Genomic DNA, 24630 nt, shown 5'->3' with positions numbered 1-24630 from the left:
GGCGTGGCGGCCAGGCGCTATGACGCCCGCGCGGGCACCTGCTACCTGATTCGCCCCGACCAGCACGTCTGCGCGCGGTGGCGCGCGGTCGATGCGAACCAGATCGCCGGGGCGATCGCTCGCGCCACATGCAATGTCGCAGCAAGCGCCGCGGCGCAATCGCCAGCCGCGGCACGCGCGCCGGCACTGGCCTGATAGACAGCCACCAGGAGACAGGCCCATGCCGCTCAACACCGCTCCCAATCTTGCCCATCCCGACGAGTTCTACGAGGCGCTCATCGCGATGCATCACGACCTCGATGACGCCGAAAGCCAGGCGGTCAACGCGAGACTGATCCTGCTGCTGGCCAACCACATCGGCGATCTCGACACGCTGCGCGAAGCGATGCGCCTGGCGCGCGATGTCGCGCTCGAGCCCGCCGCAAGCTAGCCACTTCCTTCCTGCCCGCCAGTGACCCGACAGGGGCGCGACAGACGCCCCGGGGCCAACTCGACCCTATTCCGGAGACAACCATGCATACCCAGAGCCTGGGCGCCGCCCCCGTCTTGCCTGAAATCCCGTCACACGCACTACCGCAAGTCCTTCCCGCGCAGCAGGAGGACGCGCTGTACCGCAAGGTCTGGCTGCGCATCATCCCGTTCCTGTTCATCTGCTACGTCGTGTCGTTCCTGGACCGGATCAACATCGGCTTCGCGCAGTTGCAGATGAAGCATGACCTTGGGTTCAGTGACGCGATGTACGGGCTGGGCGCCGCAGTGTTCTACGTTGGCTACGTGCTGTGCGAAGTCCCCAGCAACATGCTGTTGGCACGCTTTGGCGCACGCCGCACGTTCACGCGGATCATGCTGCTGTGGGGTGTCGCATCGGTGGGCATGATGCTGGTGTCGCAGCCGTCGCACTTCTATCTGCTGCGCTTCCTGCTCGGCGTGTTCGAAGCGGGCTTCTTCCCGGGCATCGTGCTGTACCTGACCTACTGGTTCCCGGCGCGTCGTCGCGCGGCGGTGATGGCGATCTTCTTTGCCGGCGTGGCCGTGGCCGGCGTGCTCGGCGGACTGATCTCGGGCTGGATCATGCGCGACATGGCGGGTGTGCTTGGGATGCGCGGCTGGCAATGGATGTTCGCGATCGAAGGCGCGCCGGCAGTGCTGCTGGGCCTGATCGCCGCCGTGTGCCTCGTCGATGGCCCACGCCAGGCGCGCTGGCTGACGCCGGCCGAGCAGGACTACCTGGTGGCCCAACATGAGGCGGAGTCGCGCGGCGCGGGTGGCCACGCCCATTCGATGCAGGCCCTGCGTCAGGCCCTGGCCAACCCACGGGTCTATCTGTTCGCGTTCATCTACTTCGCGCTGACGTGCGGCTCACTGACGCTGTCATTCTGGATGCCGCTCATGATTCGCGATTTCGGCATCCAGGACGTGGTGGCCGTCAGCCTCTACTCGGTCATCCCGAACGCCATCGGCGCGGTGGGCTTGATCCTCATTGCGCGGCGCTCCGACCGCCTCGGCGAACGTCACGGGCATTTTCTCTGCTGCACTGCAGGAGGCGCGCTGGCGCTGGCCGCGTTGACGCTACATGTGCCGAGCCTCGGGGTGTCGTTGGCGATCCTCTCCGTTGCCGCCGTGCTGATCTTCGCCGCGCTGCCGATCTTCTGGGCGCTGCCGCCAAGCCATCTGCCGGCCCAGACCGCCGCCACCGGCATTGCTTTCATCTCCAGCATCGGCATCACCAGCGGCATCGTCAGCCCCTGGGTCATCGGCCAGATCAAGGCGCACACGGGCAGCATGGACAACGCGCTGTACCTGTTGGCCGGGCTGCTGCTGGCCAGCGGGCTGGCGCTGTGGAAGGGCGTGCCGCGCACACCGACCGCGCACTAGCCCGGGGGGTGTTCCCCGATACCGGGCGCTTCATGCCCGATATCGGGGAAAAATCATTTGTTTCATGGTTATCCATGATGGAACACTTGTTGCTATATGCCTAGCATTGCAACACCTGACGCTTTCCATCAACAGGAGTGTTCCCATGAACCAGTCCTTCATGACCCGTGCCGCCGTGCTGATGGCGGTGTCGCTCGGCGCCGGTTCGGCGCTTGCGGTCGACGTGGCCGCAAGCCCGACGCTCAGCAAGATCAAGTCGTCCGGCACGATTTCGATCGGTCACCGCACATCGTCGATCCCGTTCTCGTACTACGACGCGAACCAGAAGGTGATCGGCTTCTCGCAGGACATCTGCGATCGCGTGATCGATGCGGTCAAGAAGGAAACCGGCACGCCGAATCTGCAGGTGCGCATGGTGCCCGTGACGTCGCAGAACCGGCAGTCGCTGGTCCAGAATGGCACGGTGGACCTCGAGTGTGGCGTGACCACCAACCTGAAGTCGCGCCAGCAGCAGGTGGCGTTCTCCACCACGTTCTTCGTGGCCGGCACGCGACTGCTGGTGAAGAAGGGTAGCCCGGTCCATGACTTCGGCGATCTGTCGGGCAAGGCCGTGGTGACGAACGCCGGCACCACGTCGGAACGCATCCTGCGCAAGCTCAACGACGAGAAGGGCGCCAACATCACGATCCAGAGCGCCAAGGACTATGGCGAATCGTTCCTGATCCTGCAGTCGGGTCGCGTGGCCGCGTTCATGATGGACGACGTGCTGCTGTCCGGCTCGCGCACGCTGGCGCCGAACCCGAATGACTGGGTGGTGGTGGGCACGCCGCAGTCGTTCGAGGCGTACGGCTTCATGATGCGCAAGGATGACCCCGGCTTCAAACAAGTCGTGGATGCCACCATGACGGGTCTGATGCGCAGTGGCGAGATCAACACGCTCTACACCAAGTGGTTCCTGAAGCCGGTGCCGCCGAAGAACCTCAGCTTCGACTTGCCGCAGAGTGAGCAGATCAAGAAGGCCTACGCCAATCCGAATGACGAGGCGTTCGAGTAACGCACTGGCGTTTCAGCCGCGCCGCGACGGGAGGTAGGCCCCCGTCCGGTGCAACTGCCCCTCCGTCTGTTCCAGCGCCCGGATCGCCCCCTTGCCCTTCTTCGCCAGCAGATGCTCGACCAGCGCCTCCACCATCGCCACGCCGCTTGTGATCGACGGGAAGAACGATGGGCTGTCGATGGCGAAGAGCAGTGTGCAATCGGCTTCCAGTGCGATCGGCGCCACCGTGCTGTCGGTCAAGGCAATCACCGTGCAGCCCGCCTCGCGCGCGGCGGTGGCCACGCGCATGCTTTCCTGCGAGTAGGGCGCGAAGCCGGCTACCAGCACCGCATCCTTGGGGCTCAATGCGCGCAGTTCCATCTCCAGCGTACCTGCGTCGCCACGGATCAGGCGCACCGAGCTGCGGAACAGCCCGTAAATGTAGTGAAACGAGAACGCGATCGGAAAGCACGAGCGGAAGCCCGCGACGTGGACCATGGGCGCCGCCGCCAGCAGTTCGGCCGCGCGTGGCAGCGCGTCGGCGTTGCTGGCCAGCAGCGCGTCGAGGTTGTGATGCTGCACTTCGATCATTTCCGCGAACATGCGGCTCGAGCCACTTTCCCGCACCACCTTGCGGGCGCGCCTGGCGTAAGGCTGGCTGTCGCCGTCGCGCACTGCCTCGACGAACAGTTCGCGCAATCCCTGCCAGCCTTCGAACCCGAGCGCCTGCGACAGTCGCACCAGCGTGGCGGGCTGCACCCCGGCGTTGCCGGCCACCTTGCGCATCGACTGGATGGCGATGTCGCGCGGGTGATCGAGCAGGTATCTGGCGCCACTCTGGAACTGCGCGCTCAGATTCGGGAAATCGGCGCGGAGTTGCGCCAGCAGCGCATCGAGCGACTGCGGCGGCTTGGGCGTGGAGGCGGGCATCTCTGGTTCAGGATTCTTGTGATGCAACGATTGTTGCACAGCTTGGCCCGCCGCAGGGCGCCCTTGTGTTGTGAACGGGTGGCGCCAGTGAGGCATCGTATGTTTCGTGCCGATGCTTCAATGAAACACTTGTTGCGTTGCCGGGACGTTGTTCCTATACTCACACCTGTTTCCGGGCAGACCCCCGCATCCCGCACCTCACCATGACGCACGTATTCCACCGCAATCCGAAGCAAACCTTGCCGGTCGCCGTTGGCGGCCAGGGTATCGAACTGATCGACAGCAATGGCAGGCGCTACCTCGACGCTTCGGGCGGCGCGGCGGTTTCCTGTCTCGGTCATGGCCACCCGCGCGTGATCGAGGCGATCAAGGCGCAGGTGGACACCATTGCCTACGCGCATACGTCGTTCTTTACCACCGAGGTGTCAGAGACGCTGGCCCGGACGCTGGCCGATGCGGCCCCCGGAGATCTCGATCATGTGTACTTCGTGTCCGGTGGCTCCGAGGCGGTGGAAGCCGCATTGAAGCTGGCGCGCCAGTACTTCGTGGAGATCGGCCAGACGCAACGCCGCCACTTCATCGCGCGGCGCCAGAGCTATCACGGCAATACGCTTGGCGCGCTGGCGATCGGCGGCAATGCGTGGCGTCGCGAGCCGTTCCTGCCGCTGCTGGTGCCGGCGCACCATGTGTCGCCGTGCTATGCCTACCGAGATCAGGCGGCCGGCGAAACCGACACGCAGTACGCGCAGCGTCTGGCCGACGAACTGGAAGCAAAGATCCTCGAACTCGGCCCCGACTCAGTGGCCGGCTTCGTCGCCGAGACTGTGGTCGGCGCTACTGCAGGGGCGGTGCCGCCGGTGGCCGATTACCTGAAGCGTATCCGCGCCGTGTGCGACAAGTACGGCGTGCTGCTGATCCTTGACGAAGTGATGTCGGGCATGGGCCGGACGGGTTACCTGTTCGCGTGCGAAGAGGACGGCGTGGTGCCCGATATCGTGACGATCGCGAAGGGCCTCGGCGCCGGCTACCAGCCGATCGGCGCGATGTTGTCGACGTCGCGCATCTATGACGCGATCATCGGTGGCAGCGGCTTCTTCCAGCACGGCCACACCTATATCGGTCATGCGACGGCCTGCGCGGCAGCGCTGGCCGTGCAGCGCACGATTGTCGAGGACAAGTTGCTGGACAACGTGCTGGCGCGTGGCGAACAGCTGCGCGCGCGCCTGCGCGAATCGCTCGGCGACCATCCGAACCTTGGCGACGTGCGGGGCCGTGGGTTGTTCGTCGGCGTGGAGTTCGTGGCCGATCGCGCCACCAAGGCCACGCTCGACCCGGCGAAGAAGACGCACGCCGTGCTCAAGCGCACCTGCATGGAGCATGGCGTGCTGGTTTATCCGATGGGCGGCACGGTCGATGGCATCCACGGTGACCACGTGCTGTTTGCGCCGCCGTTTATCTGCACGCCCACCGACATCGACAACATCGTAGACCGCTTCACGCAGGCCGTGAAAACGGTACTGCCGGCCTGAGGAGCGCGACGATGCCGAACCAGAATCCTGTCGCTACCGCTGACACCTTGCGCCGCCCGTTCGCCCTGGCGGTGGCCCCGAATGGCGCGCGCAAGACGCACGCGGACCACGCGTGCCTGCCGGTCACGCCCGACGAGCTGGCGCAGTGCGCGCGCGAATGCGTGGATGCCGGCGCTGCGATGATCCATCTGCACGTGCGCAAGGCCGACGCCACTCACAGCCTCGAAGTGGCCGACTACGAGCCGGCCATCGCCGCGGTGCGCAAGGCCGTGGGCAATGCGCTGGTGCTGCAACTGACCACCGAGGCGGTCGGTATCTACCAGCCGGCGCAGCAGATCGCGACCGTGCGTGCGCTGCGCCCCGAGGCCGCATCGGTGGCCATTCGCGAACTCGTGCCCAATGCCGCCGCGTTGCCTGCCGCCGCAGAGTTCTTCCAGTGGATGCACCGCGAGCACGTAGTGGCGCAATACATCCTCTACGATGCCGACGACGTGCGCCGCTATGCGGCCCTGCGCGAAAGCGGCGCGATTCCGGCCGGGCGGCACTGGGTGCTGTTCGTGCTGGGACGGTATTCGGCCGGACAGAAGTCGTCGCCGGCGGACCTGCTGCCGTTCCTGGCCGCGTGGCGCGAGACCGGACTCGATCAGTCTGGCGTCGAATGGGCGGTCTGCGCATTCGGCAAGCAGGAGGCCGATTGCGCGGCCACGGCCGTGATGCTGGGCGGCCACGCACGTATCGGCTTCGAGAACAACATGACTTTGCCCGATGGCGCGATGGCGCCGGACAATGCCGCGCTGCTGCAAGCGGTGCGCACGCCGCTCGTCGCGCTTGGCTATGCCGCGATGACGGCTGATGCGCTGCGCGAGCGTTTCGCGGGCTGAGAAAGCCGTCTGGCGACGACAGCAGGGCAGGGCGGATTCCGGTACGCTAGGCGTTTCATCGTTCCCCAGAAGGAGTGCCGATGTCGACCAGCCCGTCCCGCCAGTCTTCCCTGACCGAAGCGCCGCCACGGGCGCGTGACGTCGTGCACGCGCTGCGCGCGTCGCGCATCCGTGAAGTGGCCAATGCAGGGATCGGCCTGCCTGACGTGCTGCCGTTCTGGTTCGGCGAATCGGACCAGGTCACGCCGTCATTCATCCGCGATGCTGCGAGCCGCGCGCTCGCCAACGGCGCCACCTTCTACAACCACAATCTTGGCATCGCGCCGCTGCGGGCGGCGTTGTCCGAGTACGTGACCCGATTGCACGGGGCCACGCCAGTCGACCATATCGCCGTGACCAGCGCGGGCGTCAATGCGCTGATGCTCGCCGCGCAACTCGTCACCGGCCCCGGCGACCGTGTGGTGGCGGTGACCCCGCTGTGGCCAAATCTGGTCGAGATTCCGCGCATCCTTGGCGCGACCGTAGAAACGGTGACGCTGGACTACGGCGCGGATGGCTGGACACTCGATGTCGACAAACTGCTGGCCGCGCTGACGCCGGGCACGCGCGCCGTGATGATCAATTCGCCGAACAACCCGACCGGGTGGGTCATGCCCCGCGCCGCGCAGCAGGCCGTGCTCGACCACTGCCGCCGCCACGGCATCTGGATCATCGCCGACGAAGTCTACGAGCGGCTTTACTACGGCGACGAGGGAGCGGTCGCGCCATCGTTCCTTGATATCGCCGGCCGCGACGAGCGCGTCATCGCGGTCAACTCGTTCTCGAAGGCATGGCTGATGACCGGCTGGCGGCTCGGCTGGATGGTGGTGCCATCTTCGATGATGGACGACCTGGGCAAGCTCATCGAATACAACACGTCCTGCGCACCGTCGTTCGTGCAGGAGGCCGGCGTGGTGGCCGTGCGTGAGGGCGAGGCATTCACTCAGGACCTGGTAAAACGGCTGCGCTCGGCGCGTGATCATCTGGTGAGCGCGCTATCGGCATTGCCCGGTATCGACGCGCACGCGCCGGACGGGGCGATGTATGTGTTCTTCCGCCTGAAAGGCACGACCGACAGCCTCGATCTGTGCAAGCGGCTCGTGCGCGATGCGCATCTAGGGCTGGCACCGGGGAGCGCGTTCGGTGACGAGGGCGAGGGCTTTGTGCGGTGGTGCTATGCGTGCGACGAGGCGCGGCTCGATGAGGGGGTGAAGCGGTTGCGGGGGTATCTGGGGCGGTAGCGGTTGATGGGCCTGACCCTCTGGCCCGGCCCCTCCCGCTCAAGCTATCTCTACACACCTCTATTTCAAACTTCCCACCGTCTCCGACTCCCCCCACCATCCACCGCCCAGCGCCTGCATCAGCGCGGCTGAATCCGCCAGCCGCGTGGCGCGGGCCTGGGCCAGATCCAGCGCCGCCTGTCGTGCCTGCCGCTCGGCGTCGAGTACCGTGAACTGGCTTACGCCGCCAAGCCGATACTGCTCGTTGACAATCGCCAGTGTGTCGCGCGTCTGCTTGGCGTTGTCCGCGCGCGCCTGCAGCGTGCCAGCGTCGGCGTCCAGCGCACGCAGGGTGTCGGCAACGTTCTGCAGCCCCTGGAGCACCGCCTGCCGATAGGCGCCCAACGATGCTTCGTAGGCAGCTTCCTTGGCGCGTTTCTGCGCGCGCAACTCGCCGCCGTGGAACACCGGCTGCACGACACCGGCGGCCAGGCTCCACACATTGAAGCTGTTGAACAGGTCGCTCATGCGCATGGCCTGCGTGCCGCCGCTGGCGGTCAGCGTGATCTGTGGATAGAGATTGGCCGTGGCCACGCCGATATCCGCCGAGGCCTGATGGAGCAGTGCTTCTGCCGCCCGAATATCGGGGCGGCGCCGCGCCAGTTCGGAGGGCAGGCTTACCGGCAGCGTCTCGGGCAACTGCATGTCTTCGAGCCGGAATTCGGGAAGCTGAGCGGCGGCGGGAGTCTGGCCGGTGTAGACGGCGAGCTGGTGACGCGTGGCATCGATCTGCTGCGACAGTCCCGGAATCAGCGCCTGTGTCTGCGCCAGTTCGGCCTGCTGGCGCTGCACGTCGACGCGCGCGACACCACCCTGGCCGAGGCGCTTCTGCATGATGGCTAGCTGGCGCATCTGCGCGTCGGCCATGGCCACGGTATCGGCCAGTTGCGCGCGCAGCCCGGCCTCGCGAATCGCCGCCGTGGCGACGTTGGCCGCGAGCGAAAGCCGGGCCGCCTCGAACTCGTAGCGCTGGTAGTCGACTGCGGCCTGCAAGCCTTCCAGTTCCCGACGCTGACCACCGAACAGATCCAGCGCATAGGACACCTGCACACTCGCATTGTAGAGCGTGAACGGTCCAGGGCTCGGGAACTGCGTGATGCCGACCGACTGCAGGTTGACCTGCTGCCGCGTTGCGTTGAAATTCGCGTCTACCTGCGGGAAGCGCGTGGCGCCGGTACGAGCCGCGAGATTCTCCTGCGCCTCGCGCAGCTTGGCCTGCGCTTGCGTCAGCGTCGGGCTGTTAGCCAGGGCCACGCGGATGGTTTCATCGAGCTGCGGATTGCGGAACAGCGTCCACCATTGCGCGGGGACGTCGCCTTCCACCAGCGATTGCGATGGGTAGTCCTTCGCGTCAAGGCGTTCAGGCTGCGGGCCCGATGTGTAGCGAGCGTCAGCTGGCGCATCGGGCGTGCGGAAATCCGGGCCGACAGCGCAGCCGGCCATCGACATCGCGGCGGCGCACATCAACAGCGTGGGGATCGCGCGCATGGCGGTCTCCTTTCAGTCGAGCGTGCGCTTGTAGAAGCGCACGGCAATGGTGAGGACGATCACCGTGAACAGCGCCACGGGCCACACGTTCGGCCAGAGTTCGATCCAGCCGCTGCCCTTGAGCATGATGCTGCGGATCATCCGGTTGAAGTAGGTCATCGGCAGCACGTTGCCGATCCACTGCGCCCACGTTGGCATGCCCGCGAACGGGAACATGAAGCCGGACAGCAGGATATTGGGCAGGAAGTAGAAGAACGTGAGCTGCAGCGCCTGCAACTGGTTGGCCGCCAGTGAGGACAGCGTGATGCCCACGGTCAGGTTGGCCGCGATGAACAGCAAGGCGGCCAGATACACGGCCACGGGTGACCCGACGAACGGCACGCCGAACACGAAGTGCGCAGCCAGCAGGATGATCGTCGCCTGAATCAGTCCGATGAAGATGTACGGGATGATCTTGCCCGAGATCACCTCGAGCGGCTGCACCGGCGTGGCCAGCAGGTTTTCCATCGTGCCGCGCTCGCGTTCGCGCGTCATGGCCAGGCCGGTCATCATGACCATCGTCATTGTCAGGATCGTGCCCATCAGCCCCGGCACGATGTTGTACTGCGTGATGCCCTCCGGGTTGTAGAGCCGCTGCACGTTGACGTCGAAGGCGGGTTGCCCGCCGGCCAGTGGCGCCAGCGCGCCCTTCAGGTCGATCCGGGCAACGGTGGCCGGGAGTTGCGCCAGCGCGGCAATGGCCTGGCCCGTCGCGGAAGGATCGGTGGCATCGGCCTCGACCAGGATCGAAGGGCGATCGCCATGCAGCAGGCGTCGCGAGAAATCGGCCGGAATGCTGACCACGAACTGCACATCGCCGCGCATCAGCGCCTCGCGACCGGAGGCCTCGTCCGGCATCGTGCGCACCACCTTGAAGTACGTGGTGTTGTCCAGCGCGGCAATGAAGGTGCGGGAGAAGTCGCTGTGCTCGGCCACGATGACCGCGGTGGGCATATGGCGTGGATCGCTGTTGATCGCAAAGCCGAACAGCAGTAGCTGGATGATCGGTATCCCGATCATCATCCCGAACGTGACGCGATCGCGCCGCAGTTGCAGGAATTCCTTCAGGACGATGCTCCACCAGCGTTGCGCCGAGAAGCGGGAGATCTGACGGCGCACGGCTTTCACGCGTCCCCCTTCGGCCCGGTGGCCCTCTTGGTGGCTTCCTCGGCGGTTTCCTTGGTGGCTGCCTTGGCGGGAACGGCCATGTTGTCCTGCGCATCACCCATCATGTGGATGAAGACGTCCTCCAGGCTCGTCTCCACCGGCTCGATGCGGTGATCCCGGCCGGCGTACTGCCTGAGCGTCTGTTCGAGCGCGGTGCCGTCCTTGCCCGTGACATGCAGCTCCGTGCCGAACGCGACGGTCTGGTCCACGCCGGGCTTGCCCTGCAACTGGGTCGACAGTTCGGCCAGTTCGTCGCCCGAAACGCTCCACGTGGTCAGGTTCTGGCTGGCGACGACTTCGGCCGAAGTGCCTTGCGCCAGCAGCTTGCCGTAGGCGATATAGGCGAGCTTGTGGCAACGCTCTGCCTCGTCCATGTAGTGCGTGCTGACCAGCACCGAGATGCCACGGGCGGCCAACTGGTGCAACTGCTCCCAGAAGTCGCGGCGGGCCTTGGGGTCCACGCCGGCCGTGGGTTCGTCGAGCAGCAGCAACTGCGGTTCGTGCAGCAGGCACGCGGCCAGCGCCAGGCGCTGCTTCCACCCGCCGGAAAGCGAACCGGCCAGTTGTTCGGCACGCGACGCCAGCCCGAGGTCCTCGAGCGCGCGGTCCACGACCTCGCGCCGGTTCGGCATGGCATACACGCGTGCGACGAAGTCCAGGTTCTCGCGGATCGACAGGTCTTCCCAGTAAGAGAAGCGCTGCGTCATGTAGCCCACATTGCGCTTGATCTCGGCGGACTCCTTGATGATGTCGAAGCCCAGGCAGGTGCCCGCGCCGGAGTCCGGCGTCAGCAGTCCGCACATCATGCGGATCGAGGTGGTCTTGCCGCTGCCGTTCGGGCCCAGGAAGCCGAAGATCTCGCCACGGGCGACCTGCATCGTCAGGTCGTTGACCACGTGCTTGTCGCCGAAGTGCTTGTTAAGGCCGTGCACGTCGATAGCCAGTTCGTCGCTCATGATTGCGTGACCTCGACAGGCTGGCCCGGGCGCAGCTTCGGTGCTTCGGCAGGGTCCGGACGTGCCTCGATCAGGAATACGAGCTTGCGGCGTGTCTCGTTGCTGTAGATGACCGGTGGCGTGAACTCGGCTTCGTTCGAGATATAGGTGATCTTTGCCGCCACCGGGGCCGCGCAACCGTCGCAGCGGATATGGACGGCCTGCCCGTTCTTGAGCGCGCCGACCACGGTCTCAGGTACGTAGAAGCGCACCTTGACGTTGGCGGCGGGCAACATGCGGACCACGGTGCTCCCCGCGGGCACCCACTCGCCGGGGCGGAACGGCACGTCGTAGACCAGGCCCGGCACCGTGGCATTGACGAACTTGCGCGATAGCTTCCACTCGGCCTGCGCCAGCGCGGCGCGCGCGGCATCCACCTGCGCGCTTTGCGCGGCAAGCTGGTCCTTGCGACCCGGCAGGCGCGCGACGTCGATATCGCGCTGCAACTCGCGCACGCGTGCCGCGTCCGCATCCGCCGTGGCGCGGCTGTCGTCAAGCTGCTGTCTGGAGACGCCGCCGATCTCGAACTGGGCTTCGTCGCGCCGGCGTTGCGCCGCGCTGCGTTGGGCCTGCGCCTGCGCCTGCGACAGTTGCGCCTGGGTCACGGCCACTTCCACGGGGCGCTTGCCGATCTGGATATCGGCAAGCTGCGCCTCGGCCGCGCGTAGCTGCTCGGCGGCCTGTTGCCGCGCGGCGCGCTCGTCGTCGGATTCCAGCACGAATAGCGGCGCACCATCGGCCACCTGCTGGCCACGGTCGACCGACAGCTTTTCCAGGCGGCCCGCGAATGGCGACGCCACAGAGACGAACTCGCCCTCCACGTAGCCTTGCCAACTGACGGCCTTGTCATTGCTGCACGCGGCCAGTGTCGTGGCCATGAGGAGCAGGGACCACGCATGACGGGGGACAGGATTGAACATACGGGCTCCGGATGGGCTTATTTGTCTTGGGACGGGGTGCCGGCGGACAGCCCGTGGGTGAGCAGGGCGGTGACGTGGCGCACGAGCGTTTCGGTATCGATATCGGCCGCGCCGGGAAGGCCGCGCCAGATGTGCGTGGTGGCGGGCGGCAGCAGCGCCAGCCCGATCAGCGACACCATGACGAGGGCCGGTTCGAGCCCCGGGGTCAGCTTGCCTTGCGCGTGGGCGGCTGCCAGTGGTCCCATGATCAGCGAGGCACGCCGCAGGGCTACGCGCTCGACCATCCGCTCGCGCAGATGGCCATCGGTACCGACGATCTCCCGGATCCACAGGCCCGGAAACCACGGCGTGGCAGACGCCGTGCGGATCAGTTGGCCCGCCAGCGCCGGGATCACCGTCACGATGTCACCGGCGTGCCCGGCCAGGGTGTCGAACACCTGCTCGAACAGCGGCTCCAGCCGTTCGTCGAAGACGGCATCGAGCAGTAGCTCCCGATCGTGGAAGTAGTAGTGGACCAGTGCTGGCGTGACGCCAGCTTCGGCGGCGATCGCTTTGGTGGAGGTGGCGGCCACGCCGTGGCGCGCGAACAGAGTGACAGCGGCGTCGATCAGGCGGTTGCGCTGATCGGCATCATTGGCGTTGGCCGTAGGGCGTCCCGGCCGGCGCTGTCGCGGTGCCGGGGACGTATCGGGCGAGGACTTGGCTGGCATCAGTCAACTCCAGACGGTATCGAGTAGATATTAATTTTCGAATTAATTAATTCAAGATCGGTTACAAAATCGAGTGAGAGCGCAGCGCGCTGGATATGCTGCGCTGCAACAATGCACGGTAGACATGTCATGGGGCTTTGGCTAAGCTGCCCGCCAATCCACTGGATGCCTGCATGCGCGCATCCACTGCCCCCAATTCCTATGTCGCGTTCTTGCCCGCCAGCCGCTCCGCAGCGGTTGCGCCCGAGCTTTGCCCGCCGCTTTGCCGTCCCGTTTGCCGCCGTACTGGTGGTGGGCGGGCTGGCATTGCCGTGGGCGGCGCACGCGCAGGAAGCCACCGGGCCCGGGCAGGAAGCCGTGTCCGATGTGGAAAGCCCGTTCGCCATCCATGGGCAGACCACGTATATCTGGCAGCGCAAGCCGTCTTTCGGCGCGGGGTACTCCGGCGAGAACAGCCTGACGCCCGATCGTGCCAAGAGCTATTCGTTCACGGCCACGCTCGACCTGGGATTGCGGCTCTGGCAGGGCGCCGAGTTCCATTTCAATCCGGAGGTGGCCCAGGGCGTGCCATTCTCCGAACTGCATGGCGTGGGTGGCCCCTCCAATGGCGAACTGGCCAAGACGGCCAGCACCAACCCGAAGTTCTACCGCGCGCGGGCCTTCATTCGTCAGACGTGGGGGCTGGGGGGGGGCGATGAAAAGCTCGAGGCCGATTTCAACCAGTTCGCCCGCACCGTCGACAAGCAACGCGTGGTGCTGACCGCCGGCAACTTCAGCGTGCTCGATGTCTTCGATCAGAACCCCTACGGGTCCGATCCACGCACGCAGTTCATGAACTGGTCGTTCCTGACGCACGGTTCGTTCGACTACGCGGCTGATGCGCGGGGCTACAACTGGGGGGCTTCAGTCGAGTACATCGGCGATGGCTGGTCGGCGCGTTTCGGCCGTTTCCTGCAGCCGCTCGAATCCAATGGCCAGGAGCTCGACACGCGCATGTTCGAGCACTACGGCGACGTGCTGGAACTCGAAAAGCGCTACCAGATCGGTGGCCGCCCGGGCCAGGCCCGGCTGCTGCTGTGGCGTAACAAGGCGAAGATGGGGGCGTTCAACGATGCCATCGCTTTCGGACTGGCCAACAACGTGACACCGGACGTGGCCGACGTGCGCCGCGAACACGCGAAGGTGGGCGTGGGGCTTGCGTTCCTGCAGGAGGTCAACGATTCGCTGGGCCTGTTCCTGCGGGCCAACTGGTCCGACGACAAGACCGAAACCTACGCGTTCACGGAAATTGGCCGGCAGGTGTCGTGGGGCGGCACGCTCAGGGGAACGGCGTGGGGTCGCCCCAATGACGAGGTGGGGCTGGGGATGGCGATCAACATGCTGGGGGCCAACCATCGCAACTATCTGGCGGCGGGTGGCCTGGGCGCGTTCCTGGGGGATGGGGCGCTCAACTACGGCCCCGAGCAGGTATTCGAGATCTACTACAGCTTCGCGGTCTGGAAGACGCTGAGCCTGAGCCCGGACTTCCAGTACATGCGGAACCCGGGCTACAACCGGGATCGCGGGCCCGCCAGGTTCATCGGCATCCGGGCCCACGCGGAGTTTTGAGTCAGTGCGGTCCTACTGCCGCGCATTGCGCCGGTTATCCGGCCACGGCGTGTTGTAGTTGGTGCGGAACGGATTGATGTCCAGCCCGCCGCGGCGCGTGTAGCGTGCGTAGACCGCGAGCTTCACCGGCTTGCACATGCGCATGACGTCCGTGAAGATCCGCTCGACGCACTGCTCGTGGAACTCGTTGTGATTCCGGAACGAGATCAGGTACTTGAGCAGGCCTTCCTGGTCGATCGGCGCGCCCACGTAGCGGATCTGCACGCTGCCCCAGTCTGGCTGGCCCGTGACCAGGCAGTTCGACTTGAGCAGGTGCGACACCAGCGTTTCCTCCACCGGCGACTCTTCCTGCTCGGCCGACAGCAGCGTCGGATCGGGTTCGTAGACATCGGTCTCGATGTCGAGCCGGTCCAGCAGCAGCCCGTCCAGTTCGCCCATCTTCTGCGTGCCGAGGTCGGCCTCGGTCACCAGCCGGACCTGCACCGTGCCGCCCGTGGCCTCGGAGAGGTCGTGATGCAGCAACTGCTGCAGCGCCTCGGGCGAAGCGATCCTGGTCTGGTTGAACGAGTTCAGGTACAGCTTGAACGACTTCGACTCGACGATGTTCGGCGTATCGGCAGGAATGATGAACGTGGCCAGCGCCACCTGCGGCTTGCCCTTCAGGTTCAGCCACGATACCTCGTAGGCATTCCAGATATCCACGCCGAAGAAGGGCAGCGCGCGCCCTTCCGGCAGGCCGATCTCCGCGCGTTTCGGCTGGCGCGGGATCGGGAACAGCAATGATGCGTCGTATTCGGTCTTGTACGCCGAGGGCTTGCCCAGCGGCGAGTGCTCAGGAAGCGTCATGATCGGGGGCGTCAGGAAAGGAATAGCTTGTAGACGGGGTTGTCGGTCTCATCCCAGTGTACGTAACCGAGCGTCGAAAGGAAGCTGCGGAACGCGCGCTTCTCGTTCTTCGGCACCTGGATGCCGACCAGGATGTTCGACGTGTCCGCGCCCTGGTTCCGGTAGTGGAACAGGCTGATGTTCCAGTTCGGGCTCATGCTGGACAGGAACTTCATCAGCGCGCCCGGGCGCTCCGGGAATTCGAAGCGATACAGCAGCTCGTCATGCGCCAGCGGCGAATGTCCGCCGACCATGTAGCGGATGTGCTGCTTGGCCAGTTCGTCGTTCGACAGGTCGAGCGTATCGAAGCCATGGCGGCGGAAGTTGGCGGCGATCTTGTCGCTCTCCGCGCGGCTGGCGATCTGCACGCCGACGAAGATATGCGCCACGCCCTTGTCGGCGATGCGGTAGTTGAACTCGGTCACGCTGCGCGTGCCGACCTGTTCGCAGAAGCGCTTGAAGCTGCCGCGTTCCTCGGGGATCGTCACGGCGAAGACCGCTTCGCGCGCTTCACCCACTTCGGCGCGCTCGGCCACGAAGCGCAGGCGGTCGAAGTTCATATTGGCGCCGCAGGCGATCGCCACCAGGTGCTGGTGCTTGAGCTTCTCGCGCTCGGCGTACGCTTTGAGGCCGGCCACGGCCAGCGCGCCGGCCGGCTCGAGGATGCTGCGGGTGTCCTGGAACACATCCTTCAGGCCCGCGCAGATCGCATCGGTATCGACCAGGATGATGTCGTCGACCAGTTCACGCGTGATGCGGAACGTCTCCTTGCCCACCAGCTTCACGGCGGTACCGTCCGAGAACAGGCCCACATCCTTCAGTTCCACGCGCTTGCCGGCGTCCACCGAGCGCTTCATGGCATCGGAATCGAACGTCTGCACGCCGATCACCTTGATCTCGGGGCGCACCGCCTTGACGTAGGCGGCGATGCCGGAGATCAGGCCGCCGCCGCCGATGGCGACGAAGATCGCGTGGATCGGGCCAGGGTGCTGGCGCAGGATCTCCATCGCGATGGTGCCCTGACCAGCGATGACCTCGGGGTCGTCGAACGGGTGGATGAACGCGAGCTTGTGCTTCTTCTCGAGTTCGGCCGCGTGCAGGTAGGCATCGCTGTACGACTCACCGTGCAGAACGATCTGCACCCACTCGCCGCCGCGCTCGCGCACGGCGTCGATCTTCACCTGCGGCGTGGTGGTCGGCATGGCGATGATCGCCTTGCATTGCATGCGGGCCGCCGCCAGCGCCACGCCCTGCGCGTGGTTGCCTGCCGAAGCGGCGATCACGCCGCGCTTGAGTTCCTCGGGCGTGAGGGACGCCATCTTGTTGTACGCCCCCCGCAACTTGAACGAGAACACCGGCTGGGTGTCCTCGCGCTTGAACCAGACCGCATTGCCGGTGCGCGCCGACAGCGCGGGCGCATAGGTCAATTCGGTTTCCTGGGCCACGTCATAGACCTTGGCAGTCAGGATTTTTTTCAGATAGTCGGGCTTGGCGGGCGTGCGGGTCATGGTCAGCGGGGTGCGGCGCCGGGGGCAGCGGCAAAAAAACCGGAAAAATCGGCGGAAACCGCCAATGATAATGGATGGCGCACTTGGCAGTGCCAGGTTGGCAGTTGCCGTGCGACGGGTGCAGTGACAGCCACAGTTGTAGGACAGCGTCCGGCTGACACCTTCCAAATCGACGTGTTACGGTCTTGCGTGATGTCTTCGCTACCTCTCATCGAACCCGATACCGCGCTGTTTCTGGATTTCGACGGCACGCTGGCTGACCTCGCGCCGCGCCCCGAGCTGGTGCAGGTCGAGCCCGAACTGGTTGGCACGTTGCGCGCGCTGCACACCTGCCTGGACGGTGCTCTGGCCATTATCTCGGGCCGGCCTGTTGCCGAGCTCGATGGCTTCCTGCAGCCGCTGAGGCTCCCCGCGGCAGGCGTGCACGGCGCCGAACTGCGCCATGACGGCGAAGCGCTGTTTATGCCACCGGCGCCCGGCATCACGGCATTGATGCCGAGGCTCGAAGCCTTCGTCGCGCGCCATCCCGGCCTACGCATCGAGCGGAAATCCGTGGCAGTCGCCATTCACTATCGACAGGCCCCGGAACTCGAGGCGCAGGTGCGCGCGATGGTGGCCGACACCCTGCACGACGTGGATGGGCTGGAAGGCTTGCCCGGAAAAATGGTCGTGGAGATCAAGCCTGCCGGCGTCGACAAGGGGGGCGCGATTGCCACGTTCATGCGCATGGCCCCCTTTGAAGGACGCAAGCCGCTGTTCGCGGGTGACGATGTCACCGACGAAGCCGGTTTTGTCGTGGCGCGTGAACTCGGCGGGGTGGGCGTGCTGGTTGGCGAGCGCGCCACGGCCGCCACGGTCAGCGTGACCGGGCCCGCTGCGTTGCGTTGCTGGCTTCATCGATCCGCCCATGCTCTTCTGGCGCTCAGGGCGCAACGCGGCGGCAAGCCGCAGTCCGTCTCATCCACTTCGTCCGAAACGGAGGACTCGCTGTGAACGCCCCCCCCACCCCTACCGCGCATCATCCTGAAGCGCCCGCTTTCAATACCGATACCAACTGCACTGGCCGTCACGCCGATCCGTCGCTATCGCTCGGGATGATTGGCAACTGCGCATTCTCGGCATTGGTCGACGGACGCGGCCGCATCGTCTGGTGTTGCCTGCCGCGCTACGATGCCGACCCCGTTTTCAATGCGCTGCTCGACTCGAGCGAGAATGGCGGCCACTTTTCCATCGAGGTGGAAGACCTGGTGAAGTCCACGCAGTGGTACGAGCCGAATACGGCCATCCTGCGCACGCGCCTGTACGACAAGCATGGTCACTGCCTGGAGATCACCGATTTCTGCCCTCGGTTCTTCCGGCTTGGACGCTATTTCCGCCCGCTGACGCTGGTGCGGCGGATCCGGCCGGTCCGTGGCGCGCCACGGGTGCGGGTCACGGTGGCGCCGCGCTTCAACTGGGGCCGGATCAAGCCGCAGATGACTCGCGGCAGCAGCCATGTGCGCTATATCGGCGAGGACCTGACGCTGCGGATGACCACTGACGCGCCGCTGGCCTATGTGCTGTCGAACACGCCGTTCCTGGTCACGCGCAACTACAACTTCATTCTCGGGCCAGATGAAACGCTGGCGCATGGGGTGGAGGAGACCGCGCGCGACTTCGAACAGGAGACCACGTCCTACTGGCGCATCTGGAGCCGCCGGCTGGCCGTGCCGCGCGAATGGCAGGACGCCGTGATCCGCGCGGCGATCACGCTGAAGATGTCGCTCTACGAGGAGACCGGCGCGATCGTCGCGGCGATGACAACGAGCATTCCCGAGGCGCCCGGCAGCGGCCGGAACTGGGACTACCGCTACTGCTGGTTGCGGGACGCGTTCTTCGTGGTGCGCGCGCTCAACAGCCTGTCCGAGGTTGGCACGATGGAGGACTACATGCGCTGGCTGACGAATGTCGTCGTGCAGGCGCAGGATGGCCATATCCAGCCGCTCTACGGCATCGGGCTCGAACGCGAGTTGCCTGAAAGCGTTCTCGATCATCTGGGCGGATATCGCAATATGGGCCCGGTGCGCGTGGGCAACCAGGCGCAGGAGCACTTCCAGCACGATGTCTACGGCAACGTGGTGCTCGGCGCCGCGCAGGCGTTTCACGACCACCGGCTGCTGCATCGTGGCGGCCTGACTGAATTTCACCGGCTCGAGGACGTCGGCGAGCAGGCGGTGCGCGTGTTCGGCACGCCGGACGCGGGCATGTGGGAGTTGCGCACGCGCGCGCGGGTCCATACGTCTTCTGCGCTGATGAGCTGGGCAGCCTGCGACCGGCTGGCCAAGATCGCCACCAAGCTCGAGCACCCGCAGCGTGCGGCGTACTGGACGGAACATGCCGACCGCATGAAGCAACGCATCCTGACCGAATCGTGGAGCGAGTCGCGACAGGCTTTCGCGGAGAGTTTCGGCGGCAACGTGCTCGACGCCAGCGTGTTGCTGATGGCGGAAGTGAATTTCATCGATCCAAAGGACCCGCGTTTCATTTCGACGCTGAAGGCGCTCGAGGACACGCTCTGCGACGGACCGTACATGCGGCGCTATGAGGCGCCGGACGACTTTGGCAAGCCCGAGACGGCCTTCAATATCTGCACGTTCTGGCGCATCGACGCGCTGGCGCGCATCGGCCGTCGCGAGGAAGCGCGCGAAATCTTCGAGGCCATGCTGGCGGCGCGCAATCCGCTAGGGTTGTTGTCGGAGGACACGCACCCGGTCACGGGCGAGATGTGGGGCAACTTCCCCCAGACCTATTCGATGGTCGGCCTGATCAATGGCGCCGTACGGCTGTCGGCCCCCTGGGACAGCGTGATTTGAACGAGGAGTGGACATCAACCAGAAGCGAGATATGGGAAGACTAGTAGCAGTATCGAACCGGGTTGCCGACCCGCGGAATCATGCAGCGGGTGGACTTGCCGTCGCGTTGTCCGACACGTTGAACAAGACCGGTGGATTGTGGTTCGGCTGGAGCGGCAAGGTGGTGGACGCCAGCCGCGGCGGCACGCCCGGAGAGGGCGAGCTGCACCAGATCCAGGCCGGCAACGTCACGCTGGCCACGGTGGATCTGAGCCGGGAGGACTTCGAGTCCTACTACCTGGGCTACAGCAATGGCGTGCTGTGGCCGGTATTCCACTATCGGGTGGATCTGGCCGACTTCGATTCAGGCGGCAACCTGAATGCCTACCGCCGCGTGAACCAGCTTTTCGCGCGCAAGCTGGCGCCGCTGCTCAAGCCCGACGACGTGATCTGGATCCACGACTATCACCTGATTCCGCTGGCCGCGGAGTTACGGGCGATCGGTTGCGGCCAGCGCATTGGCTTCTTCCTGCATATCCCGCTGCCGCCACGGCTGATCCTGGCCACCATTCCGCAGCACGAGTGGCTGATGCGCGCGCTGTTTGCCTATGACCTGCTCGGCTTCCAGAGCCACGACGATGTCGAGCACTTCTCCCGCTACGTGCAGGGCGAGGCCGGCGCCGAGCCGATGGGCGAATACCGCTTCCGTGCATTCCATCGCACCGTGCGCGCGCAGGCGTTTCCGATCGGCATCGATGTCGACGAGTTCATCGAACTGGGCCGCGCCGACGAAGCGCGCGAGACCTACGAGATGATGCGCGGCCAGTACGCGCGACGCAGGCTGCTGCTCGGCATCGACCGCCTCGATTACTCGAAGGGCCTGCCCCAACGGCTCAAGGCTTTCCAGACGCTGCTGGCCGAGTACCCCGAGAACCGTTCAAGCGCCACGCTGATCCAGATCGCCGCGCCGTCACGGGAATCGGTCGACGCCTATGCGGACCTGCGGCGCGACATGGAAGGCATCACCGGCGCGATCAACGGCGAGTATGGCGAGCTGGACTGGATGCCGGTGCGCTACATCCACCGCTCCACCGCGCGCCGCCGCCTGCCGGGCCTGTGCCGTGCGTGCAACGTGGCGCTGGTGACGCCATTGCGCGACGGCATGAACCTCGTCGCCAAGGAATACATCGCGGCTCAGGACCCGGAGGATCCCGGCGTGCTGGTGCTGTCCCGCTTCGCGGGCGCGGCGGAACAGATGAAGGAAGCGCTGCTGGTCAATCCGTATGACACGCGCGCCACCGCGCAGGCGATCCAGCAGGCCCTGCATATGTCGCTGTCAGAGCGCCAGGCGCGTCACCAGAAACTGCTGGAGCGGATTCGCCAGCAGGATGTGCACTGGTGGAGTGGAGAATATCTGCGGGCGCTTATGGAGACCGAAGGGGGCTGATGGTTGAGGCTGCAGGCGCCGCAAATTCCGCGGCGACTACGCCTGCTTCAGATCCCCCGGCACATCCACGTCTCGGAACGGACCATCGTCGTCGGTCAGGATGCGCGTCACCGGCTGCGACTTGAGCAGTGCCCGGGCGCCTTCGTCGCCGTCAAGCTTCAGCAGTTCCTCGCGCCATGCGGCGCCAAAGCCTACCGGGTGTCCACGCTGGCCATCGCGCCACGGCGCGGCGATGGTGTCGCGCGACGTGATCGTCAGTGCCACGGCACGCACCAGTTCCATCGACAGCCACGGCATGTCCGCCAGTGCCACGACCCAGCCGCGCGCATCCGCGCAGGCCGTCACGCCAGCGCGTAGCGCCGCGCCCATGCCGGCCTCGGCGTCTGCGGATTCGACTACCTTGCAGCCGCCGCGGCGCAGCTCTTCCGATAGCTCGGGATTGCCGGGGCGCACCACGGCGATCGAACCCGGCAGCGCCGCCGCAAGCGTTCGCGCGCTGCGCCATGCCACGGTGCGGCCGTCGGGCAGTTTCTCGAGCAGTTTGTTGCGTGCGCCAGCCGGGTCGAAGCGTCGGCCAAAGCCGGCCGCCAGCAGGATGCCGATGGGCAGGTCGGATTGAGAGAGCACGGGCTTCTTCATGGCTGTGCCGCCGAAGCGGTGGGCAGGATTGGACAGGCCGCCTCGCCAGCGGCGATTTCCCGCGCCGCTTTCGCGCCTTCGACTTGAAGGATGTCAGGGAGCGAGACGTGGTTCTTGGCCGCGATCACTTCGGCCAGGATCGAGATCGCGATCTCGGGCGGCGTGCGGCTGCCGATGTAGATACCCACCGGCCCATGCAATCGCGCGAGCTGCAGCTCTGTCAGGTCGAATTCCTTGAGCCGCTCGCGACGCGCGTGGTTGTTGCGTCGCGAGCCTAGCGCTCCGACATAGAACGCCGGCGTGCGCAGCGCTTCCATCAGGGCCAGGTCGTCGAGCTTGGGGTCGTGCGTCAGCGCGATCACCGCGCAGCGCTCGTCGAGCTTCATGTCCATGACCGTGTCGTCCGGCATGGTGCGGACCATCGTCACTCCGGCGATGTCCCAGGTCTCGGTGTATTCCTCGCGCGGATCGCAGACGGTGACCTGGAAGCCAAGCCCCACGGCGATCTGGCACAGGTACTTCGACAGCTGGCCGGCGCCGATCACCAGCATCCGGTAGCGCGGGCCGTGGATCGTCAGCAGGGTCTTGCCGTCGAACGCCAGGCCGTCGGTGGCCTCGGCTGGCCCAAGCGTTGCCGCGCCGGTTGCCATGTCGAGCGTGCGGGCGATGAGCCTGCCGCTCTCCACCGCGTCGAGCAGATCGGCGATGCCGCTGGCCGCCGACAGCGGCTCGGTCACCAGCTCGATCGTGCCGCCGCAAGGCAGGCCGAAGCGGTGCGCTTCCTCCGCGCTGATGCCGTACTTGATCGCTTCGGGGAGGCCCGAATGGATGCCCTCGTGCCGCACGCGGTCGATGATGTCGTCCTCGATGCAGCCGCCGGACACCGAGCCCACCACGAGGCCGTCGTCACGCACGGCCAGCATCGCGCCTTCGGGGCGGGGCGACGACCCCCAGGTTCTGACGACTGTCACCAGCAATACGCCATGCCCTTCCTGCTGCCAGCGCACGCTGCATTTCAGGACTTCGAGATCCACGCTGTCCATGATCGTTTCCGCTTTGTTCCTGTGTCATCGCCGCCGTCGGTCGTTTTCCCCGCGTCGGCTGATTGTTCCGTTTCCGTACTGTTGTCGTCTTCGTTCGCGCCACCGCCACCGACGGCCTCGGTGAAGCGGGTGAAGAAGGTATCGGCCATCTTGCGCGCGGCGGCATCCACCAGCCGCGAGCCGATCTGCGCGATCTTGCCGCCGACCTGCGCGTGAACCGCGTAGGTGAGCAGCGTCTCGTCGCCTTCGGGCGTGAGCTTGACCTGCGCCGTCCCCTTGCCGAATCCGGCCGCGCCGCCCTGTCCGTCGAACTGGATCGTGTAGCTCTCCGGCGCCTGGATGTTCTGCAGCGCCATGCGCCCCTTGAAGCGCGCCTTGACCGGTCCGACGGCGGCGGTCAGCGCCAGTTGGTAGGCGTTGTCGCCGTCGGGCTCGATGCTCTCACATCCCGGAATACATTGCTTGAGCAGCGCTGTGTCGTTCAGTGCATCCCAGGCGACCTGTTGGGGCACGGGCAGTCGCTGGGTCTGGGTCATTTCCATGATGAATATCCTGGTTGGGGGCGTAATGCTTTGACAGGCGGGACGCGCGCGGGATCGGCCAGCAGCGATTCCAGCGCGAACAGGCTGTCCAGGTTGTGCGCCGCACGCAGCGCGTCGACGTGGGGCAGGATCGCCTGAATGCCGCGCGCCTGCGGCGTGAAGCCTTCATAGCGCAGCAGCGGATTGAGCCAGATGATGCGATGCGCAAAGCGGCGCAGGCGGGCCATCTCCTGTTCGAGTAGATCGATGTGCTCCAGATCGATACCGTCGCTGACCAGCAGCACCGTGGCGCGGCCGGATAGCGTGCGACGCGCCCATTGCCGGTTGAACGTTGCCAGCGCGGCACCGATGCGGGTGCCGCCAGCCCAGTCGCGGACCTGTTCGGTGATCAGGTTCACCGCGTCGTCCGGATCGCGTTCGCGTAGCGCGCGCGTCACGTTGGTCAGCCGCGTGCCGAACAGGAAGACGTGCAGTCGCTCGCGGGACTGCGTCAGCGCATGGCAGAAGTAGAGGACGGCGCGCGAGTACTGGCTCATCGAGCCAGAGATATCGAGCAGCAGGACCACGGGCGGCTTGCGTTCGGCACGCTTGCGGTGCTTCCAGCGCAGCCATTCGCCATGCTGGCGCACCGCCAGTCGCGCGCTCGCGCGCAGGTCAGCGTGGCTCCCGCAGGTGGATGGGCGCAGACGCCGTGTCTTCTGCAGGGCCAGACGCGCGCGCCGTGTGCGCACCAGATGCTGGAGCGCGCGCCACTCTTCGGCGTTCAGGGTTTCGAAGTCGCGCCCCGCCAGACGCTCCTGATCGGAGAACGTAAGCGGGGCGGTGAAGCGTTCCTCACGGGGCGGCTGGTCCGGCTTTGGCGATGGCGGTTGCCGGGCGGCCAGGGCGTCGGCCAGGCGGTTGCTGCGTCGTGGCGGCGGAATCCCCGCATCGACGCGCGGCAGCAGCATCGCCCGCAGCTTGCTTTCCCAGTCGGGGTCGCGCCAGAACAGGTCGAAGGCGGCATCGAACAGCGGGCGCTGATCGGGGCCCGATAGCACCAGTGCCGCCAGCGCGGCCCGCACTTCGTCGCGCGCGCCGATATCGATATGCCGCAGGGCTTCCAATGCATCGACGGCATGAGCCGGCGACAGCCCGAACCCGGTGTCACGCAGCAGCCGCATGAAATGCGTGACGTTGCGGGCCAGCATCGGCAGCGGGGGTGGCGTGCCCGATGTGTCTGGTCGGGCAGAGGGGGCAAA

General features: G+C 65.9%; 22 protein-coding genes and 1 pseudogene. 11 read left to right on the top strand and 12 right to left on the bottom strand.

Annotated elements, in window-relative coordinates:
* The 4 genes and pseudogenes from D769_RS09645 to D769_RS09630 form a co-directional block, all read left to right on the top strand.
* Positions 1–195 (top strand): annotated as a pseudogene (locus D769_RS09645) (FAD-dependent oxidoreductase); the annotation flags it as partial.
* A gap of 25 nt (positions 196–220) precedes the next feature.
* The gene (locus D769_RS09640) at positions 221–430 is read left to right on the top strand and encodes a DUF2783 domain-containing protein (protein ID WP_008644438.1); all 210 of its coding nucleotides are present in this window, start codon (positions 221–223) and stop codon (positions 428–430) included.
* An 83-nt stretch (positions 431–513) separates the two neighbouring features.
* Positions 514–1875 (top strand): MFS transporter, encoded by a 1362-nt coding sequence (locus D769_RS09635; protein WP_008644436.1) that lies wholly within the window; start codon positions 514–516, stop codon positions 1873–1875.
* A gap of 145 nt (positions 1876–2020) precedes the next feature.
* A complete protein-coding gene (locus D769_RS09630) occupies positions 2021–2929 on the top strand; it encodes a glutamate/aspartate ABC transporter substrate-binding protein (RefSeq protein WP_008644434.1) in 909 nt (302 codons plus the stop codon).
* A gap of 12 nt (positions 2930–2941) precedes the next feature.
* On the opposite strand, the gene D769_RS09625 is transcribed toward D769_RS09630, so the two are convergent.
* Positions 2942–3838 carry a MurR/RpiR family transcriptional regulator gene (locus D769_RS09625; RefSeq protein ID WP_008644433.1) on the bottom strand — a complete coding sequence of 299 codons (897 nt, stop codon included), beginning with the start codon at positions 3836–3838 and terminating at the stop codon, positions 2942–2944.
* A 203-nt stretch (positions 3839–4041) separates the two neighbouring features.
* On the opposite strand from D769_RS09625, the gene D769_RS09620 reads away from it, so the two are divergent.
* The 3 genes from D769_RS09620 to D769_RS09610 all read left to right on the top strand — a co-directional run bounded on the left by D769_RS09620 (position 4042) and on the right by D769_RS09610 (position 7528).
* Entirely contained in the window at positions 4042–5367 is a 1326-nt protein-coding gene (locus tag D769_RS09620) for an aspartate aminotransferase family protein (protein WP_008644431.1), read from the top strand.
* Between the two features lie 11 nt (positions 5368–5378).
* Entirely contained in the window at positions 5379–6248 is an 870-nt protein-coding gene (locus D769_RS09615; protein ID WP_008644430.1) for a 3-keto-5-aminohexanoate cleavage protein, read from the top strand.
* A gap of 80 nt (positions 6249–6328) precedes the next feature.
* Positions 6329–7528, top strand: coding sequence for a pyridoxal phosphate-dependent aminotransferase (locus D769_RS09610; RefSeq protein ID WP_008644429.1), 1200 nt, complete (start codon positions 6329–6331; stop codon positions 7526–7528).
* Between the two features lie 60 nt (positions 7529–7588).
* Here the strand turns inward: D769_RS09610 and D769_RS09605 are convergent, their stop codons facing one another.
* Genes D769_RS09605 through D769_RS09585 form a run of 5 tightly spaced genes read right to left on the bottom strand, consistent with a single transcriptional unit; the run spans position 7589 to position 12886 of the window.
* The gene (locus D769_RS09605) at positions 7589–9055 is read right to left on the bottom strand and encodes an efflux transporter outer membrane subunit (protein WP_008644425.1); all 1467 of its coding nucleotides are present in this window, start codon (positions 9053–9055) and stop codon (positions 7589–7591) included.
* A gap of 12 nt (positions 9056–9067) precedes the next feature.
* Positions 9068–10222, bottom strand: coding sequence for an ABC transporter permease (locus tag D769_RS09600; protein WP_008644415.1), 1155 nt, complete (start codon positions 10220–10222; stop codon positions 9068–9070).
* Positions 10219–11217 carry an ABC transporter ATP-binding protein gene (locus D769_RS09595; RefSeq protein WP_008644413.1) on the bottom strand — a complete coding sequence of 333 codons (999 nt, stop codon included), beginning with the start codon at positions 11215–11217 and terminating at the stop codon, positions 10219–10221. The genes D769_RS09600 and D769_RS09595 overlap by 4 nt, the downstream gene beginning before the upstream one ends.
* Positions 11214–12176 (bottom strand): HlyD family efflux transporter periplasmic adaptor subunit, encoded by a 963-nt coding sequence (locus tag D769_RS09590; protein WP_008644411.1) that lies wholly within the window; start codon positions 12174–12176, stop codon positions 11214–11216. The genes D769_RS09595 and D769_RS09590 overlap by 4 nt, the downstream gene beginning before the upstream one ends.
* Positions 12177–12193: 17 nt before the next feature.
* Positions 12194–12886 carry a TetR/AcrR family transcriptional regulator gene (locus D769_RS09585; protein WP_008644410.1) on the bottom strand — a complete coding sequence of 231 codons (693 nt, stop codon included), beginning with the start codon at positions 12884–12886 and terminating at the stop codon, positions 12194–12196.
* 129 nt (positions 12887–13015) lie between these two features.
* Between D769_RS09585 and D769_RS09580 the strand changes: the two genes are divergently transcribed.
* Positions 13016–14494 (top strand): carbohydrate porin, encoded by a 1479-nt coding sequence (locus tag D769_RS09580; protein WP_081596784.1) that lies wholly within the window; start codon positions 13016–13018, stop codon positions 14492–14494.
* Positions 14495–14506: 12 nt separating this feature from the next.
* Here D769_RS09580 and queF read toward each other — a convergent pair whose 3' ends face one another.
* Together queF and ilvA are read right to left on the bottom strand one after the other, a co-directional pair.
* Entirely contained in the window at positions 14507–15340 is an 834-nt protein-coding gene (queF, locus tag D769_RS09575; RefSeq protein WP_008644406.1) for an NADPH-dependent 7-cyano-7-deazaguanine reductase QueF, read from the bottom strand.
* An 11-nt stretch (positions 15341–15351) separates the two neighbouring features.
* Entirely contained in the window at positions 15352–16887 is a 1536-nt protein-coding gene (gene ilvA / locus D769_RS09570; RefSeq protein WP_008644404.1) for a threonine ammonia-lyase, biosynthetic, read from the bottom strand.
* A gap of 192 nt (positions 16888–17079) precedes the next feature.
* Here ilvA and otsB point away from each other — a divergent pair, with 192 nt between their 5' ends.
* From otsB to otsA, 3 genes are read left to right on the top strand one after another with little or no spacing between them, the layout of a single operon-like run.
* Positions 17080–17880, top strand: coding sequence for a trehalose-phosphatase (gene otsB, locus D769_RS09565; protein ID WP_008644402.1), 801 nt, complete (start codon positions 17080–17082; stop codon positions 17878–17880).
* Positions 17877–19739 carry a glycoside hydrolase family 15 protein gene (locus tag D769_RS09560; protein WP_008644401.1) on the top strand — a complete coding sequence of 621 codons (1863 nt, stop codon included), beginning with the start codon at positions 17877–17879 and terminating at the stop codon, positions 19737–19739. The genes otsB and D769_RS09560 overlap by 4 nt, the downstream gene beginning before the upstream one ends.
* A gap of 31 nt (positions 19740–19770) precedes the next feature.
* On the top strand, positions 19771–21165 hold the full coding sequence (gene otsA / locus D769_RS09555; RefSeq protein ID WP_008644400.1) for an alpha,alpha-trehalose-phosphate synthase (UDP-forming): 1395 nt from the start codon (positions 19771–19773) through the stop codon (positions 21163–21165).
* Between the two features lie 36 nt (positions 21166–21201).
* Here otsA and D769_RS09550 read toward each other — a convergent pair whose 3' ends face one another.
* From D769_RS09550 to D769_RS09535, 4 genes are read right to left on the bottom strand one after another with little or no spacing between them, the layout of a single operon-like run.
* Positions 21202–21804, bottom strand: a complete 603-nt coding sequence (locus tag D769_RS09550) for a nucleotidyltransferase family protein (protein ID WP_008644398.1) — start codon at positions 21802–21804, stop codon at positions 21202–21204.
* On the bottom strand, positions 21801–22847 hold the full coding sequence (locus tag D769_RS09545) for an XdhC family protein (RefSeq protein WP_008644396.1): 1047 nt from the start codon (positions 22845–22847) through the stop codon (positions 21801–21803). Before D769_RS09545 ends, D769_RS09550 begins: the two co-directional genes overlap by 4 nt.
* Positions 22820–23389: a carbon monoxide dehydrogenase subunit G gene (locus D769_RS09540; protein ID WP_008644394.1), complete on the bottom strand. Its 570-nt coding sequence runs from the start codon at positions 23387–23389 to the stop codon at positions 22820–22822. Before D769_RS09540 ends, D769_RS09545 begins: the two co-directional genes overlap by 28 nt.
* Positions 23380–24579 (bottom strand): VWA domain-containing protein, encoded by a 1200-nt coding sequence (locus D769_RS09535; RefSeq protein WP_008644392.1) that lies wholly within the window; start codon positions 24577–24579, stop codon positions 23380–23382. Before D769_RS09535 ends, D769_RS09540 begins: the two co-directional genes overlap by 10 nt.
* Positions 24580–24630: the final 51 nt, after the last annotated feature.

The organism is Cupriavidus sp. HMR-1 (assembly GCF_000319775.1).
Taxonomy (GTDB): Bacteria; Pseudomonadota; Gammaproteobacteria; order Burkholderiales; family Burkholderiaceae; genus Cupriavidus; species Cupriavidus metallidurans.
This window is presented reverse-complemented; position numbering and strand designations above follow the sequence as displayed.

Excerpts from the sequence above, each read along its gene's own strand:
- D769_RS09640 (WP_008644438.1), top strand. The coding sequence starts at position 221 with ATGCCGCTCAACACCGCTCCCAATCTTGCCCATCCCGACGAGTTCTAC.
- D769_RS09635 (WP_008644436.1), top strand. The coding sequence starts at position 514 with ATGCATACCCAGAGCCTGGGCGCCGCCCCCGTCTTGCCTGAAATCCCG.
- D769_RS09630 (WP_008644434.1), top strand. The coding sequence starts at position 2,021 with ATGAACCAGTCCTTCATGACCCGTGCCGCCGTGCTGATGGCGGTGTCG.
- D769_RS09625 (WP_008644433.1), bottom strand. The coding sequence starts at position 3,838 with ATGCCCGCCTCCACGCCCAAGCCGCCGCAGTCGCTCGATGCGCTGCTG.
- D769_RS09620 (WP_008644431.1), top strand. The coding sequence starts at position 4,042 with ATGACGCACGTATTCCACCGCAATCCGAAGCAAACCTTGCCGGTCGCC.
- D769_RS09615 (WP_008644430.1), top strand. The coding sequence starts at position 5,379 with ATGCCGAACCAGAATCCTGTCGCTACCGCTGACACCTTGCGCCGCCCG.
- D769_RS09610 (WP_008644429.1), top strand. The coding sequence starts at position 6,329 with ATGTCGACCAGCCCGTCCCGCCAGTCTTCCCTGACCGAAGCGCCGCCA.
- D769_RS09605 (WP_008644425.1), bottom strand. The coding sequence starts at position 9,055 with ATGCGCGCGATCCCCACGCTGTTGATGTGCGCCGCCGCGATGTCGATG.
- D769_RS09595 (WP_008644413.1), bottom strand. The coding sequence starts at position 11,217 with ATGAGCGACGAACTGGCTATCGACGTGCACGGCCTTAACAAGCACTTC.
- D769_RS09590 (WP_008644411.1), bottom strand. The coding sequence starts at position 12,176 with ATGTTCAATCCTGTCCCCCGTCATGCGTGGTCCCTGCTCCTCATGGCC.
- D769_RS09585 (WP_008644410.1), bottom strand. The coding sequence starts at position 12,886 with ATGCCAGCCAAGTCCTCGCCCGATACGTCCCCGGCACCGCGACAGCGC.
- D769_RS09580 (WP_081596784.1), top strand. The coding sequence starts at position 13,016 with ATGGGGCTTTGGCTAAGCTGCCCGCCAATCCACTGGATGCCTGCATGC.
- queF (WP_008644406.1), bottom strand. The coding sequence starts at position 15,340 with ATGACGCTTCCTGAGCACTCGCCGCTGGGCAAGCCCTCGGCGTACAAG.
- ilvA (WP_008644404.1), bottom strand. The coding sequence starts at position 16,887 with ATGACCCGCACGCCCGCCAAGCCCGACTATCTGAAAAAAATCCTGACT.
- otsB (WP_008644402.1), top strand. The coding sequence starts at position 17,080 with ATGTCTTCGCTACCTCTCATCGAACCCGATACCGCGCTGTTTCTGGAT.
- otsA (WP_008644400.1), top strand. The coding sequence starts at position 19,771 with ATGGGAAGACTAGTAGCAGTATCGAACCGGGTTGCCGACCCGCGGAAT.
- D769_RS09550 (WP_008644398.1), bottom strand. The coding sequence starts at position 21,804 with ATGAAGAAGCCCGTGCTCTCTCAATCCGACCTGCCCATCGGCATCCTG.
- D769_RS09545 (WP_008644396.1), bottom strand. The coding sequence starts at position 22,847 with ATGGACAGCGTGGATCTCGAAGTCCTGAAATGCAGCGTGCGCTGGCAG.
- D769_RS09540 (WP_008644394.1), bottom strand. The coding sequence starts at position 23,389 with ATGGAAATGACCCAGACCCAGCGACTGCCCGTGCCCCAACAGGTCGCC.
- D769_RS09535 (WP_008644392.1), bottom strand. The coding sequence starts at position 24,579 with ATGCTGGCCCGCAACGTCACGCATTTCATGCGGCTGCTGCGTGACACC.